Annotated in this window: 16 protein-coding genes; 2 read left to right on the top strand and 14 right to left on the bottom strand. The window is 44.4% G+C overall.

Annotated features, from left to right (window positions below; genetic code table 11):
- Nucleotides 1-89 precede the first annotated feature (89 nt).
- Both BBH88_RS09245 and BBH88_RS09240 read left to right on the top strand, forming a co-directional pair.
- Nucleotides 90-671 carry a CDP-alcohol phosphatidyltransferase family protein gene (locus tag BBH88_RS09245; protein WP_006829547.1) on the top strand — a complete coding sequence of 194 codons (582 nt, stop codon included), beginning with the start codon at nt 90-92 and terminating at the stop codon, nt 669-671.
- Between the two features lie 16 nt (nt 672-687).
- Nucleotides 688-1779: an FAD-dependent oxidoreductase gene (locus tag BBH88_RS09240; protein WP_006829546.1), complete on the top strand. Its 1092-nt coding sequence runs from the start codon at nt 688-690 to the stop codon at nt 1777-1779.
- A 113-nt stretch (nt 1780-1892) separates the two neighbouring features.
- On the opposite strand, the gene BBH88_RS09235 is transcribed toward BBH88_RS09240, so the two are convergent.
- The 14 genes from BBH88_RS09235 to BBH88_RS09170 all read right to left on the bottom strand — a co-directional run bounded on the left by BBH88_RS09235 (nt 1893) and on the right by BBH88_RS09170 (nt 15847).
- Nucleotides 1893-2180, bottom strand: coding sequence for a hypothetical protein (locus BBH88_RS09235; protein WP_006829545.1), 288 nt, complete (start codon nt 2178-2180; stop codon nt 1893-1895).
- A gap of 462 nt (nt 2181-2642) precedes the next feature.
- A complete protein-coding gene (rpiA, locus tag BBH88_RS09230) occupies nt 2643-3341 on the bottom strand; it encodes a ribose-5-phosphate isomerase RpiA (RefSeq protein WP_065536906.1) in 699 nt (232 codons plus the stop codon).
- Nucleotides 3342-3354: 13 nt separating this feature from the next.
- Nucleotides 3355-3621, bottom strand: a complete 267-nt coding sequence (locus BBH88_RS09225; protein WP_006829543.1) for an HPr family phosphocarrier protein — start codon at nt 3619-3621, stop codon at nt 3355-3357.
- 17 nt (nt 3622-3638) lie between these two features.
- Entirely contained in the window at nt 3639-4634 is a 996-nt protein-coding gene (locus BBH88_RS09220; protein ID WP_065536907.1) for a C-terminal binding protein, read from the bottom strand.
- 37 nt (nt 4635-4671) lie between these two features.
- Nucleotides 4672-5820: a galactonate dehydratase gene (dgoD, locus tag BBH88_RS09215; protein ID WP_006829541.1), complete on the bottom strand. Its 1149-nt coding sequence runs from the start codon at nt 5818-5820 to the stop codon at nt 4672-4674.
- A gap of 349 nt (nt 5821-6169) precedes the next feature.
- Entirely contained in the window at nt 6170-6814 is a 645-nt protein-coding gene (locus tag BBH88_RS09210) for a bifunctional 4-hydroxy-2-oxoglutarate aldolase/2-dehydro-3-deoxy-phosphogluconate aldolase (RefSeq protein ID WP_006829540.1), read from the bottom strand.
- 18 nt (nt 6815-6832) lie between these two features.
- Nucleotides 6833-7798: a sugar kinase gene (locus tag BBH88_RS09205; protein ID WP_006829539.1), complete on the bottom strand. Its 966-nt coding sequence runs from the start codon at nt 7796-7798 to the stop codon at nt 6833-6835.
- A gap of 36 nt (nt 7799-7834) precedes the next feature.
- Nucleotides 7835-9109 carry a TRAP transporter large permease gene (locus BBH88_RS09200; protein WP_006829538.1) on the bottom strand — a complete coding sequence of 425 codons (1275 nt, stop codon included), beginning with the start codon at nt 9107-9109 and terminating at the stop codon, nt 7835-7837.
- Between the two features lie 32 nt (nt 9110-9141).
- Nucleotides 9142-9651 carry a TRAP transporter small permease gene (locus BBH88_RS09195; RefSeq protein WP_006829537.1) on the bottom strand — a complete coding sequence of 170 codons (510 nt, stop codon included), beginning with the start codon at nt 9649-9651 and terminating at the stop codon, nt 9142-9144.
- Between the two features lie 309 nt (nt 9652-9960).
- Entirely contained in the window at nt 9961-11016 is a 1056-nt protein-coding gene (locus BBH88_RS09190) for a TRAP transporter substrate-binding protein (RefSeq protein ID WP_065536908.1), read from the bottom strand.
- 80 nt (nt 11017-11096) lie between these two features.
- The gene (gnd, locus tag BBH88_RS09185; RefSeq protein WP_065536909.1) at nt 11097-11993 is read right to left on the bottom strand and encodes a phosphogluconate dehydrogenase (NAD(+)-dependent, decarboxylating); all 897 of its coding nucleotides are present in this window, start codon (nt 11991-11993) and stop codon (nt 11097-11099) included.
- Between the two features lie 110 nt (nt 11994-12103).
- Nucleotides 12104-12910, bottom strand: coding sequence for a 2-dehydro-3-deoxy-D-gluconate 5-dehydrogenase KduD (gene kduD, locus BBH88_RS09180; protein ID WP_083387769.1), 807 nt, complete (start codon nt 12908-12910; stop codon nt 12104-12106).
- Between the two features lie 405 nt (nt 12911-13315).
- Nucleotides 13316-14392, bottom strand: coding sequence for a stage II sporulation protein P (spoIIP, locus tag BBH88_RS09175; protein ID WP_006829533.1), 1077 nt, complete (start codon nt 14390-14392; stop codon nt 13316-13318).
- A gap of 75 nt (nt 14393-14467) precedes the next feature.
- Nucleotides 14468-15847 (bottom strand): murein hydrolase activator EnvC family protein, encoded by a 1380-nt coding sequence (locus BBH88_RS09170; RefSeq protein WP_006829532.1) that lies wholly within the window; start codon nt 15845-15847, stop codon nt 14468-14470.
- Nucleotides 15848-16054: the final 207 nt, after the last annotated feature.

The following is a 16054-nucleotide window of genomic DNA, read 5'->3' as shown; positions in this document are numbered from 1 at the left end:
TTTTTTTTCGGAAGCCGAGTGGGATTACGGGTGACTGCCAAGAACATATTATATACTGAAATTATCTTTAAAATGAAAAGGTGAAACCGATGTTGGACACACATGCACGAAAATATGTTCAGCCAGTCGTTGGAAAAACGGCTGATCTATTTCTAAAAATGGGATTTACTGCTGACAGCGTGACGAAAATTGCATTTGCCATCGGCATGTCTTCAGGTATCTTCATTTACCTGGATCAACCTTTCTGGGCCGTGTTGGTTCTCTGGCTTTCCGGCTTTCTAGATGTTGTTGATGGAACTATGGCGCGGAAAACCAAGCCATCTTCCTGGGGAACTTTGCTCGACATCAGCTTTGACCGACTCGTGGAAATCAGTGTCATTTTAGGACTGGCTTTTCGCTTTCCCGATTCAATGTGGGCGTTGTTGCTGTTGAGTGTTTCCATTATCGTAGCAATGACCGTCTTCTTGACTGTGGGAGCACTTTCCGACAAAGAAGACATGAAATCATTCTATTATCAAGCAGGACTGGCTGAAAGAACAGAGGGCTTTATACTCTTTACCCTGATGATTGTTTTTTCAACATACTTAACAGCCATTACGCTGATTTTTTTCGCGGTGCAGCTTGTTACGATTTTCCAACGCATGACTGAAGCCAAACGAATTTTGAAATAGATGGGAGTGAAGTAGGATGAAAACCCTTGTCTTAGTGGGAGGCGGACATGCGCATTTGCACTGCCTAGAGCAATTGAATACTGATTCTCCGAAAGATTGGCGCGTTCTACTAATTTCCTCTTCCCCCTATCAGTATTATTCCGGCATGTTCTCAGGGTACACAGAAGGTGTATACAGCTTGGAGGATATCCGAATCGACCTGAAAAAGCTTTGTGAAAAGATTGGTGCAACATTTACCGAGGATGCAGTAATGGCCATCGACTTGGAAGCAAAAGAGCTAACGGGTTCAGATGGTGTAGTTTATCCTTATGATGTGGTGTCGTTTGATATCGGTTCGCGGACTGATATCCCAGAGACCGTTGAAGAGCATGCTGCATCGATCAAGCCCAATTACCGGTTTCCGGATCAGCTAGTTCGCACGCGCGACTCCGCTCATCCCGTGATTGTCGGAGGTGGCGCTTCGGGTGTAGAGTTGGCCTTTTCCATCCTGTCCTGGAGAAAACAGCACGATTTGCCCGTCAACATAACGCTGTTTAGTTCCACTTCTCTATTGATTGGACAAGGAGCAGTAGCCTCGAAGAAAATCGAAGCCATCGCTATAAAGAAAGCTTTAGCTTTTTTCCCGCACACCTCCATCCAAGCAATCGATGGACAGAGCGTCACGACCAGTGCCAGCCAAACGTTTCCGCAGTCAGATGTTCTATGGCTGACAGGGCCCAAAAGTGTTGCTTTGTTCAGTCTCGCGGGATTGCCGACGGATGCGGGTGGATTTCTACTGGTTAACGAAGCGTTGCAAAGCGTTCAGCATCCTGAAATTTTCGGTGCCGGAGATTGCATTACTATCGACCGTTACCCAACGCTTGCCAAAAACGGTGTCTACGCTGTTCGTCAAGGTCCGATTTTATGGAAGAATTTAAAAAACAGCCTATCCAAAGATAAGCTGTTGCCATTTGATCCACAAAAAAAGTTTGTATCCATTCTGTCTACAGGTGGAGGTGAAGCTTTCTTGTCATATGGTGAACAGCATTTTCATGGCAGGATTCCATGGAAAATCAAGCAGCACATCGACCGGAAATTCATGAAACGCTATAAGGATCTCTACGAATGAAAAAAAGCTGCCTTTGGGCAGCTTTTTTGTATAGTTGAATGAATATTTTTGTATTTTTGAAGAAACTTCAATTATGTAGCTTTCATTCAGCCGTTGACGATAGCTGGAGATGCTCAAAGTTTCTCCATATGTAAAGGATGAGTTGCTAGTTTCTTGTATCCAACCAGGAGTAGGTTGCAGACAATAGCTGTCGCTAAAAAGGTCACAACATACAAAACAGGAGAAGTCGCATAGACGAATTCCACTGTACTTGGCAGGTTTTCTGCATTTTCCCAGACGTTTGAAAAATTAGGTTTGTAAGTGATGGTTTTGACATATCCGACAGCCATTCCAGCAGAGAAGTATAGGATATGAATAACTACAGCCCCAAGTAGCGACTGCCAAACATATTTCATTTCCATCTCTCTTTCTCTTATTCCATATTTTGGTATATCAACTCAAGAACTCTATGTATATAGATTAGTGAATTTTCTTTCATTTACATCTAAAAAATTGCATATCAATCCTATACTTATCAAAAATGTGAGATTGAAGTTATTCAAATTGTAGCTATTGGAAAAAGGGATAAAGAAAAATTTCATAAGATGTCCGCAGATTGTCCGAGCTAATATTCAATGAAAAAAGGACTCGCACATAATGCCCTTTTTATAGTGCTGATTTGCGCGTCCCTTTTTTGTAAACATATCAGTTGTCAGATTCAGTCGCCCTTTTTTCGCTTTTTTCGGATTATCCTAATTCAATTTTTGTACATAGCTAAGTTCCTTTCGAATTGTTTTTTTTATAGGGTAACGAATTGGAAAAGAGAGTCCCTAAATGTCCCCCAAGACACTTGACGAACGTTCTTTTATTGACCAAGTACATTGCTAAACCGAATCATCTTCGTTTTTGTTAATCACCTGTGCCCCTCCAGGCCCTGCTAGGATTACTCGGTCGGTCATGTCGATAAACAAACCGGTCTCAACGACGCCTAAAAGAAGCTTGAGCTCGTTATGCAAGACTTTCGGATCCTCAATAGACTCGAATGCACAATCGAGGATATAATTGCCGTTGTTCGACACGAAGACCTCACCGTCCCGCACCCGCAAGACCGACTTAGCCCCGAAAGCCTCAATTTTGTCAACCGTACGCTGCCAAGCAAACTGAACTATTTCCACCGGCAACGCAAAGCTGCCAAGACAAGCGACCATCTTCGACTGATCCGCGATAATTATGACTTGTTTGGCATGCGCATTGACGAGCTTCTCGCGAACGAGCGAACCGCCTCCGCCTTTTGTGAGTTGGAAATCCGGATCGATTTCATCCGCTCCGTCAATTGCTAAATCGAGCTGTTCTACTTCAGAGAAATCGGTCAGCGGAATGCCGAATTCCTTCGCCCAGCCTTCTGTCCGAAGCGATGACGGAATGCCTTTGATGTTGAGGCCCTGATCGACGAGTGCACCAAGACGTTTTAGCAGCCAGTAGACGGTTGTACCGGAACCGAGTCCGAGAACCATGCCGTCTTCGACGTATTCCACAGCTTTTTCAGCTGCAGCTTTTTTGTACAGATCCTGATTTTCTACCACCTTAAACGCCTCCTTATGTCTGGCTTAAATAGGAAACGACGTCTGCCATCGCTTCTTCTGCATCTTCACCGACCGTGCGGATATTGAGTTCGTCGCCGTTGCGCAATTGCAGCGTGATAAGGCCGAGGAAACTTTTCAGATTGATTTCGTAAGGCGTGCCGTTGACTGATTTTTTTAGGTAAATCTCCGACTGATATTTCTGCGTTGCTTTGCTGACTTCGACGATCGTCGTCTTATCCGAAATATCGACGGTAATGTCTTTCGATACACTTTTCTCCATGGAAATTCCTCCTTTTTTTACAGCTTGTTCTTTAATTCTACTTTATTTTTGACGCTTTTATTGACCAGATAGGTTGGATAATAGCCGGACAGCACATCGGCAACATTTTCTGCCGTCTTGCGTTTCAGCTCTGTTTCAGCTTCTACAGAATAAAACGCAGAATGCGGGTTCAGAATGACATTGTCCATTGCCAACAGCGGATTGTCAGCGACGATCGGTTCCGTTTCAAGCACATCGAGGCCTGCGCCGGCAATTTCTCCTGCTTGCAATGAGCTGATCAATGCCCGTTCATCGATGATCGGCCCGCGAGCCGTGTTGATGATGAACGCTTCTTTTTTCATCATAGCGAACTCTTTCCGGCTTATCATCCCTTCTGTCTGCTCATTGAGCGGCACATGGATAGAAAGGTAATCAGAGTGCTGGCAAAGTTTTTCGAGCGTTACCAATTCGACGTTTCGTGCAGCAGCTACTTCCGGCGCCACGAATGGATCATAAGCAATAACGTTTAAGTCAAATGCTTTCGCTTTTTTAGCAACTGTCTGCGGGATATTACCAAAGCCTATAAGGCCGAGCGTCTTCCCTTGGAGACGATAAATCGGCACGGCAACTTTAAAATCCCAGACGCCATTTTTCACTGAGTTGTTCAAAAGCGTCACTTTACGCGCGAACGATAACAGCAACGCCATTGTGTGGTTTGATACTTCATCAAGGCAGTAATCAGTGACGTTGGCAACGATAATGCCTTTTGCAGTGGCTGCATCGACGTCAATCGTGTTAAAGCCGACACCATAACGAGAAATGACTTTACAATTATCAAGCTGTTCGATAACTTTGCCTGTGATCGGCGCGTACTGATTAATCAACGCATCTGCATCTTTACAAGTTGCGATAACGTCGTCTTCTGTATTACATTGTTCAAAAGTCAGCTCGATGCCGAGTTTATCGAAAACAACCCTTTCTGGGGCAAATGTGCTGTATTCATAATCAGTGACGACCACTTTAAATGGGCTCATTTTGTTCTCTCCTTCAATCTTCAATTCTCTTCACTATTTACCATTCAGCGATCGTGCCATCTTTATGGCGCCAAACGGGATTTTTCCAGTTGTGGCCGATTTTTGCTTGTTCGCGAACAAAGTCTTCATTGATGGAAATACCCAGACCGGCATTTTGCAGCATATCGACATAGCCGTCCTTGTATTCGAAAACCGTCTTATCGTTCAAGTAATCAAGAAGATCGCTGCCCTTGTTGTAATGGATGCCGAGGCTCTGTTCTTGAATAAAGACGTTATGCGATGTGGCATCGACCTGCAAGCAAGACGCCAGCGCAATCGGACCCAGCGGGCAATGTGGCGCAACGGCGACATCATAGGCTTCTGCCATCGCAAAGATTTTTTTGCATTCAGTGATTCCGCCAGCATGCGACAAATCGGGCTGAATGATGTCGACATAGCCGTCAGACAGTATTTTTTTGAAATCCCATTTCGAGAACATGCGCTCACCTGTCGCAATCGGAATATTAGTGATATGTGCAATTTCCCGCAGAGCTTCATTGTTTTCCGGCAACACTGGTTCTTCGATGAACATCGGGCGGAATTGCTCGAGCTCTTTGACGAGGATTTTTGCCATCGGTTTATGTACACGACCATGGAAATCAATGCCGATGCCGATATACTTGCCCACCTCTTCACGGACTGCCGCGATGCGCGCAACCGCCTGGTCGACTTTCTCATACGAATCGATGTATTGGAGTTCCTCTGTTCCGTTCATTTTCACGGCAGTGAATCCAGCTCTAACAGCCTCTTTGGCAGCGGTGCCTACATCATTCGGACGGTCTCCTCCAATCCAAGAGTACACGCGGACCGAATCGCGAACTGCTCCACCCATCAATTCCGAAATCGGTGCATTATGGTACTTCCCTTTGATATCCCATAGCGCCTGGTCGATTCCGGCGATGGCGCTCATCAAAATCGGGCCCCCGCGATAAAAGCCAGAACGGTACATAGTTTGCCACAGGTCTTCAATGCGGCGCGGGTCTTTGCCGATCAAGTAATCGCTGAGTTCGTGAACTGCAGCTTCTACTGTAGCTGCGCGGCCTTCAACAACTGGTTCTCCCCAACCGACAATCCCTTCGTCGGTTTCAATTTTTAAAAACAGCCATCTCGGTGGAACAATAAATGTTTCCAGCTTCGTGATCTTCACAATAAAACCCCTCGTTTCTTTTGGTTGATTGACTTGATGTTGTTTCATCGTTTTTAAATGAAATCGCTCAAGGTGGACGCTTTCCGCGGACATGCCCACAGCCTCATCGTTGCTTCGCTCCTAGGGTCTTCGCCACATGTAGCTCCATCGCTGTGCTCCGTCACTGCTCCCGCAGTGAGCGAATTGACCAACTGCAATTTGCCTGATCTGTTTGCGACGAAGCAGCTTAGCGATGCAGGAGCACGGGTTTTGAGTTAGCACAGCGCAAGCCCGCTATTTTGCGGAATATCGGTTATTGAATTTATGTTCAACTTCTGCTAATGACAAACAAACGCTGGCGTTAGTGTAGTTAGCTTCTAGCTTTTTTGATTTTTTCGATAAATTGGCGGGAGATGTCGGTCAATACTTCGTAGCGTTCTTCTGCGATCGCTTTGCTGTCGATAAGAGAGCCGCCAACTCCGACGGCAACTGCACCATTTTTGATGAACACTTCGACGTTTTCGAGCGACACGCCGCCCGTCGGCATCATCGGAATGTGGCCAAGTGGGCCTTGTAGATCTTTGATATAGGCTTCTCCTAGTGCCCCACCCGGAAAAATTTTCAATAGGTCGGCCCCTGCAGAATAGGCGTTGACGATTTCCGTTGGTGTCATGACTCCGGGGATTGAGATGCGTCCGTAGCGGTTAGCCATCTGAATGGTTTCGATGTCGAAGCTTGGGCAGAAGATAAAGTCCGACCCGGCATCGATTGCCATTTTTGCAGATGGTGCGTCAAGAACGGTGCCGGCGCCGACAAGTACGCGATCACCGAACTTTTCTTTCAGTTCACGAATCATGCCGAGTGCACCCGGAGTGTCCAATGTGATTTCAAGGGCTCCGGTTCCACCTTCGATAAGCGCTTCCGCGATGTGGTGAATCTGTGATGGTTTTGGTTTACGGATGACTGCGATGAGTCCCGATTCTTTCAGGCGGATAAGGTTTTCCCATTTTTTCATGGTTGCTTCCTCCTCTGTTTAGCGTTTTACATCGCGGTTTGCACCAGCCGGCTTCATGAAACGCTCGACTGCTTCAAATGTCGGCAGCCCTTCGATGTCACCGCTGACACCAACCACCATTGCACCTATTGCGTTGGCGCGGCGGACAGCCTGTTCAAGCGGTTCTTCGCGCAAGAGTCCACTGATGACTCCAGCGGCAAAGCCGTCTCCCGCTCCGACAGGGTCTACCACGGAATCTACCGGAAAGCCTTCGATATAAGCCTTCTGATCATTCGCATGCAGGTAAGCACCTTTATCACCAAGTTTAATGACAATGATTTTTTCACTGTCTCCAGCGAGTTTCTCTGCTACTGCTTTGACATCCGTTTCGCCGGTCATTAGTTGGCCTTCGTCGAGTCCAGGCAAAATGACATCAGCAGTTGCAGCGATTTCATTGAATATCTTTTTCGCTTGTTCGGCACTCCACAGCTTCAGCCGCAGGTTCGGATCGAATACGATTGTTATGCCGTTGCGTTTTGCGATATCGATCGCTTTCATAACAGTCGCGAAGGCTGATTCGCTGAGCGCTGGTGTGATCCCACTGATATGCAAGATGCGCGCTGCGGCGATTGCCTCGGCGTCCAGTTCTTCCGGTTGCATCATGCTAGCGGCGGATCCTTTCCGGTAATAATAGACGTTCATGTCCTCCGGTGATAATTGTTCTTTGAACAGAAGGCCCGTTGGTGCATTATCTGTCAGCAGGCAAGACGAGACGTCGACACCTTCTCCGCGTACACTTTTCAGCACAAAGCGGCCAAACGGGTCGTTGCCCAGTTTACTGAACCAAGAAACCGAATGGCCGAGTCTGGTGAGGCCAATGGCGACATTTGATTCCGCTCCCCCGATTTTTTTCGGAAACTGGTGGATGTATTCTAGCGGCAGCATCTGCTCGGGCTGGAACAGCACCATCGTTTCGCCAAATGTAAAAACTTCTGATTTTTTCATAAGACACAACCTTCTCAATCGGTTTTCCGAATTTTATTATTCTGGAATGAAGAGCATCGTGATAGCCGGAACGAATGTCAGGAACAATAGCGTGATCAGCATTGAAATGACAAACGGCAATACGGCACGCGACAGCGATTCGATGGAAACGCCAGAAATTCCGGAAGCGACGAATAAGTTAACCCCAACCGGCGGCGTGAAGAAGCCGATTGCCAAGTTGACGACCATCAGGATACCGAAATGGACCGGGTCATAACCGATTTCAATCGCAATCGGCAGCAAGATCGGCGTCAAAATGATGATAGCGGCGAGTGTATCCATGAACATACCGACAACCAATAATAACAACATGATCAACAGGATGATGACGTACTGGTTTGTGGAAATCGACAATAGCGCATCGGCAATTTGGACCGGCACTTGCTCGATTGTTAATAAGCGACCGAAAGCATTGGCTGTTCCGACGATGATCAGCACAGTCGCTGTCGTCAATGCTGAATCGATGATGACTTTCGGTAAATCACGGATTTTCAAGGCGCGGTAAAGGACCATCGCTGCGAATAAGCCATAAACAACTGCAATAACCGCAGCTTCTGTCGGCGTGAAAATACCGCCGTAAATACCGCCTAAGATGATGACAGGAATGAGCAATGCCCATTTCGCATCCCAGAAAGCGAGTGCGATTTTTTTCAATGACGTTTTTTCATCAAGGCCTTTATAGCCTTTGCTCTTCGAATAAAAATAAGCCCACGCGATCATTGATAGACCGACAAGAATCCCCGGGATGATACCAGCGATGAAAAGATCACCGATTGAAACGCTTCCGGTTACCCCGTAGATAACCATTGGGATACTCGGCGGGATGATAACGCCGATCGAGCCGGCTGCCGCTACGGTAGCTGTTGCGAATTTGATGTCATAACCTTGGCGTACCATGGCAGGAATCATAATTCCACCGATTGCCGCAACTGTAGCGGGGCCAGAACCAGAAATGGCAGCAAAGAACATACACGTGATGATTGTCGCAATAGCGAAGCCGCCGGTTCTGTTACCGACAAGGGCGTTCGCTACATTAAAGAGACGTTCGGAAATGCCGCCTTTGCCCATGATTTCACCGGCAAGAATAAAGAATGGCACAGCCATCAACGGGAAGGAATCGACCGAAGTGATCAATTCTTTCGCCAAGAATTCAACCGGTAAGCTGCCGGTGTACATAATTGTGATAAGTGTTGATAAACCGATTGCGATACCGATTGGCACCGTCAGAATCAGCAAAAGCGCAAAGCTGCCAAATAACACTGCAATAGTCATTCTATAAACCTCCTAGATGTTTCATTCCGGGCTTACCCTAGTTTTTCGACTTTCTTGTCTTGTTTCATTTCATGCATTAGCGCTTTAATGTGTTTCACCAAGTTCTGCACCAAGCGAATGAGTGTCAAGCCCATGCCGACTGGTGTAGCCAGGTAGATAAGCCCCATCGGAATCTGGTTGGCTGGAGATTTCTGACCGAAAGAAAGTAATTGCATCGCAATATCAAAGCCGTAGCGGATAACGAAAACGGCAAACGCAAGAAACAGCAGATTTGCGATAATCGTTAAAATGATTTTGCCTTTGTTTCTCAATACCAATAATAGGACATCCACTTTGATGTGCCTGTCTTTTTTTACTCCGTAGCTGATGCCGATATAGACGAGCCAGATAAAGCAATAGCGCGCCAGTTCTTCAGTCCAAGATAGAGAGTTGTCGAATTGTCTCATGACCACTTGCATAAAAATGACCGCTACCATTACCGTGGAAAAAAGAACCAATAACACTTCCTCGATATGCCGGTCTAACCAGTGTAAGATTTTCATGTTGGTCTCCTTTGTCAATAAGTATTTATATGTTTATAGGGGGGGGAAGGTTTTGTGGCTAAAATAAAACTCCCCATCGATATTCCGCAAAACAACTTCGCAACGAAACGTGGAACGCTACAGGAGCAGTACGATTTCCTTCGCTGTTTTGCTCCAAATCTACTTACATATACTTAAACATAAAGCGGAAATCGTCCGTTTGGAGCGATCTCTTTCCTCTTATTTAAATGAACAATTCTTTTGTACATGCTAAATAGCAAGAAAACGGCTTTGAGGAAAAAATCCTCCCTCAAAGCCGTTTATTATTTATTACTCTAACTCTGCTTCAGCAGCTTCGATTGCATCATAGACTTCCTGAACAGTTTCTTGACCAATTTGTTCTGCGTACTCGTCAAGAACAGGCTGAACGATTTCAACCATTTCCTGGCGTGCTTCTGGAGTTACTTCGTTGTAGTTCATGCCTTCAGCTTTCAAGTCTTCAACGTTTTGTGCGGTCGCTTCACGGTTTAGTTCACGGTTAAGCTCTCCAGCTTCAACAGCCGCTTCTGTTACGATTGTTTGTTGCTCTTCAGTCAATCCATCAAAAAATTCTTTGCTCATTAAGAATACGAACGGGCTGTATATGTGATGTGTTGCAGAAACGTAATCCTGAACTTCATAGAAACCTTGCAGATAGATTGTCGGGATGGGGTTTTCCTGTCCATCGACTGTACCTTGCTGCATTGCTGTGAACAATTCACCGAATGCCATTGGCGTCGGGTTAGCTCCAAGCGCGTCGAAAGCGTCAAGATGTAACTGATTTTCCATTGTACGAAGTTTCAAGCCTTCGAAATCGCTTGCTGATTCGATTGGACGTTCGTTATTCGTGATGTCACGGAATCCGTTTTCCCAGTAAGCAAGGCCAACAAGGTTCTGATCTTCCAATTTATCAAGGAATTTTTGTCCAACTTCGCCGTCCAATACTTTATCCGCAACTTGTTCGTTCGGGAACAAGAATGGGAAATCAAATACACTGAATTCTGGTACAAAGTTAGCGATTGGTGCTGTAGAAGGAATTGTTACTTCCTGTGAACCGAGTTGCAACGCTTCAGTCATTGCGCGGTCATCGCCCAATTGGCTGCTGTGGTAAGTTTCAACTTTAATCGCGCCGTCAGTTTTTTCTTCCACAATTTCTTTCCACTTCAATAATGCTAAGTACTGTGGGTGTGAATCGTTAAGGCCGATACCTGCGCGGATTGTTTTGGTTTCGCCTGAACCCTCGCCTTCGCTTCCAGAACCTTCAGCTGCTTCGTCGTTGCCGCCTCCGCATGCTGCAAGAACCAATACCATCATAGCCAATACGAATAAAGAAAAAATCTTTTTCATGTTAGTTTCCCCTTTTCCATGTTTTTATTTGGTGAAAAATTTGTAACCCTTTTTATTTGATGAAACTTGTGTAACCCTTTTTATTTTTTGACGACGTCGTGGCCGCCGAATTCATTGCGAAGCGCTGCTACGACTTTACCGGTAAAGGTATCGTCTTCGAGTGAACGATAGCGCATCAATAGGGACATCGTGATGACCGGAGCCGGCACTTGAAGATCAAGCGCCGTTTCGACCGTCCATTTCCCTTCCCCTGAAGAGTTCATGACGCCGCGAATTTCTTCCAGTTTTGGATCTTTTGAAAATGCATTTTCAATCAATTCCATCAGCCAAGATCGAACGACGGAACCATTGTTCCAAACTTTCGCTACGCCTTCCAAGTCGTAATCGTAATTACTCTTTTCGAGAATATCAAAGCCTTCAGCCATCGCCTGCATCATGCCATATTCGATGCCGTTATGGATCATTTTAAGGAAATGTCCGCTACCAAGTTCACCAGTATAGAAATAACCGTTTTCGACAGATACATCTTTGATGACCGGTTCGATGATTTTGAATGCCACCGGATCCCCGCCAATCATCGTACAGATTCCTTCGCGCGCACCGGAAATTCCGCCGCTCGTTCCGCAATCCATAAAGTGTATACCGTTTTCTTTCAGGCTCTCACCCAGTCTCACTGATTCTTTGTAATTAGAGTTTCCTCCGTCAATGATGATGTCGCCTTCGTCTAGAAGCGGTTTTAATGTCGCAATGACATTTTCCGTAATCTCGCCGTGCGGCACCAGCATCATCAGAACACGTGGTTTTTCCAATTGTTGAACAACTTCTTCCAGACTATTTGCACCAATCGCGCCATCTGCAACAATTTTATCAACTTGCTCGCTGTTTGCATCATACGCAACCACTTCGTGACCATTGTCCATCATATTCAACGCCAGGTTATACCCCATCTTTCCAATACCTATCATTGCTAATTTCATATACGTAACCCCTTTCTTTTTACTTCAAAACCATTTTTGATACTCATCAAAATTCATAGTATGCAGTGGTCAATCTCAAAAAATTCTTGCTGTTTTACTGTTTCATAAAATCATCTTCCCAGCCAACCACCATCAACGGGAATCGTTATGCCATGGAGATAATCCGATGCAGCCGAAGCTAGAAATACTGCCGCTCCCTGCATGTCCTCGGGTTTCCCCCATCGTCCGGCCGGAATACGTTCAAGAATCTGCCGGTTCCGCGTTTCGTCTGCCAGCAATGCTGTATTCATCTCCGTGTCCATGTAACCCGGAGCGATGGCATTGACGTTGACGCCGCGATGCGCCCATTCATTCGCCAAGGATTTCGTGAATTGAATCACCGCTCCTTTGCTCGCCGCATAAGCGGCAACTCGTAGGCCGCCTTGGTAGGACAGCAGCGAAGCCAAATTAATGATTTTGCCTCCGCCATTTTCCAACATATGCGCACCGAATGTCTGGCACATAAAAAACGATGCATTGGCATTGAGGTCCATGACAAAATCCCAGTCTTTCTTCGGAAATTCCGTCGAATCATGCCGCTTTTGCACACCCGCGTTATTGACCAGGATGTCAATACTTCCAGTCACCTGTGTACAGCGCTCCAACAATTCGCCGTATTGCTCAAAATTCAGCAAATCGAATTCCACTTTCCCCGCTTTCACGCCGAGCTTTCGAATTTCTTCAAGGACCTCTTCGTCAATCTTTCTTGCGACGACGATGATATCTGCACCTGCTCTCGCGAGTCCAAGAGAAATTTCTTTCCCTAGTCCCCGGTTGCCGCCTGTGATAACAGCAGTCTTCCCTGTCAGATCAAAAAGTGAATGCTTGATAATGAAACCCCTACTTTCTGTCATCCGTTTTTTCTGTACTATCAACATGCTGCCAACGTACTTCGTGGAAATAAATTCCGACTTGCTTTTCAGTTAAGCAAAGCTCCTAGATTGCTTTGTTTATTGGCATTTCATAACTGAAAGTTCAGAATGTAAACCCTTCCATAAGCTTCATTATAAAGGGTAAGGAAATAAATTCAACCATTTTTTAGAATTATGGAAAAATATTTTATCTATTTTTATTAAACTACCACTATATAGTCCAAAAAGTGGCCACTTGATTACTTTTGTGCTTTGCTGTTTGATGCATCGAAGAACTGCAGCGGCAGTAAGAATGATCTTCTAAACGTCGCAAATTAGTCTTTTATCAAAAAATCGCACCACCACTGTTAGAGTGATTTCTAACAATGGTGGTGCGATTCAGTATATTTTTACATAATTTCGAACGTCTTCTTATTGTTCTTCATGCCAGTAGTAATTACTTAACACATCGGCCAAGGCTTCGACTGTCCGGTGAAGTTCTTCTACCGTATTATCGACTCCGCCAATTTCAACAATAACCGAGTTAGGAGACAAGTTCTGATTGTAGACACCGTTCCCTTGACTGCTGTCTTTTTCAAGTGTTCCTTTGGATAACCCGGGATATTGAGTTTCAAGCTGTTGATGCAACTCTTTTGTGAATGCAAGGTTTTTAGCGAATTCTTTGTGGCTTGTGCCAACAACAAACAGCAGACGCGCATAATCTTCATTATTTAGTTCTACAGTAGTAGAATTTTTCCGCAATGAATCCCGGTGGATATCTAAGAAAATTTCCAAGTTTCGATTTTCCTTTTGAGCCGCCTTTACATGTTCTCCCGATAAAAAATAAGAACGACCATAGTTTAATCCTTTTGAATCTAGCTCTTGGACAATATCAGTGGAATTGACTGTCGTTCCTAGTCCTCTTCGTTCCAGAGCTTTCCCTAACATCTCTCCGACCAAAGTGATATTAGCCTTAGAGTGATAAGCATCTTCTGGTTGATTTGTCTTTTTTAAATACGGCAAAAAAGATTCTCTACTATGAGAGTGATAGATGTAAATGACGTTTTTTCCGAAAGTAGAATGCCCGGTGTCAATCTTATTTCCAGACGTTATATTATCAACCAATTCTTCGATATTCTCTGATGATAGATCTCTTTCTTTAAGCAAGTCTTTCATGGAAGGTTGAAATTCGTCTCTTGTTGGCTGCCCTATGTGCAGCATTGAAACTTGGTCTGGGCTAAGTATGGTTTCTGGAGAAGCAGATGTTCCATTTTCTGGTTTGAGAAATTCAAAATAGAAATTTGATGCACCCGAATCAGCTGTAGCTTGGGATTCCAATTTATCCGCCACGGAATTTCCACTGGCATTTTGTTTTATATTGAAGTAAATAAATGCCAAAGCTACAATCAGTAAACTAGTCGAGAGAGCAAGTGCTAAATATAATAAATCAGTTAATTTAGATTTTTTATTTTTGGTCTTTTCAGTATACTCTTTATTTTTTGATGACATAGTTTCACCTCTCTACATTCAATTTCTTAGAAAAAAAGCAATCAGCATTTCCTGCTATGCCGATTGCTTTTAGGGTTATCTTATATATCGGGCTGGATCTACAGCATTCGAACGTGAACCATTCCAAGGACCTATATGAACTTCAAAGTGGACATGAGTTCCTGTAGAACGTCCCGTATTGCCCATCCCTCCAACTTGTTCCCCTTGTGAAACAGCTTGACCATTCGAAACCTTGATCGAACTCATATGACCATAAACTGTCGCATATGTTTGTCCTTCAATCGAATGTGTAAGAATCACTACATTTCCATAGCCATCCATTACCCCAGCATAGGATACATATCCAGTTGCCGCGGCCACTATAGGTGTGCCAGTCACGTTCGCAATATCATATCCTAAATGCGTTTCAGCTCCATCTCCAATATCCCGTCCGCCAAATCCTGAAGTATGTCGGCCACCAGCCGGGCTAATGAAAGGGGAGCCAACTACTGGAGCTATGTCAGGTGGAGTTACTATAGGACTTACTGTGTTTGAAGTACTCGTTTGACCAGCTTTTTTTGCTGCCTCTGCCGCTCTGCGCTCTGCAGTTAATCGGGCTTGTTCAACTTCTTTTTGCTGCTTTTTTTCGGCTGCTAATTTCCGCTTACGCGCTTCTTCAGCTTTCCTAGCCAACTCAGCTAGACGTTCCTGTTCAGCGGCGATTTGTTGTTCTAGTTCAGCGCTGATTTCTATTTCTTCCTCAAACTGATCTTCAAGATTAGACTTTGCTCCTGCTAAACGTTTCTGTTCCGTTGTTAACTTTTTTGCGAGTCTGTCTTGTTCATTCTTTTGATCAGCAAGTGAATTGGTAAGTGCCTGAAGTTCTCTTTGATTGTCTCTTTGTTGAGTCAGTTTTGTTTCCACAATCGTTCTTTGTTTAGCTAAAAGCGCTTTATCTTTTGCTTGTTGTTGCATGATTTCTCGGTCTGCTTCTATTATCGAATTTACTGCCGAGAACCGATCAATAAAATCAACAAAGCTATTGGCACCAAGCAAAACATCTATGTAATCCACCGATCCCCCACTTAACTGAATTGCACGAGCACGTTCTTGTAAAAGTTCCGTTCGTTCTTCAATTTTCTTTTCAAGTTCTTCAATTGATTTTTCTAACGTGTCAATTTCAATTTGGGTTTGGTTCATTTTTTCTTGTACGTCTGTAATTTTAAATTCAACTTCTGAGATTTTGTTCGTTAGTTCTGTGATTTCTTTCTTAATCCCAGTTAACTTTGTTTGATTTTTATTCATTTCATTTGATTTTTCTTTGATTCCAAAATCCAATTCGCTCTTTTTTTGTTCAGTGTCTTGCTGCTTTTGCTCAAGCTCACTTAATGGACTCGCATCTGTTGTTGGCAAGCATATGATAAGGGCTAATACAGATGAAAGTCCAGTCACTATCCATTTTGATTTCAAGTTCAACTTCATATTCCCCTTCCAATTCCTTATTATAAGCTAAACTTTTTAAGTCTTTTATTACATAATACAGGAAAATAATAGAGAATCTATTGTGAAAAAATAAATAGGTAAATATTCATACATCCTATTGCGATATACACTGACAATAACTTGGTACATAAAAAACCGTTCTCTCATTGGTAGGTTTAACTAACGATGAGGCACAGTTTT

The sequence above is a fragment of the Planococcus antarcticus DSM 14505 genome, assembly GCF_001687565.2.
Lineage (GTDB): Bacteria > Bacillota > Bacilli > Bacillales_A > Planococcaceae > Planococcus > Planococcus antarcticus.
Note: the sequence above shows the minus strand (reverse complement) of the source record. Positions and strands in the feature narration are given on the sequence as shown.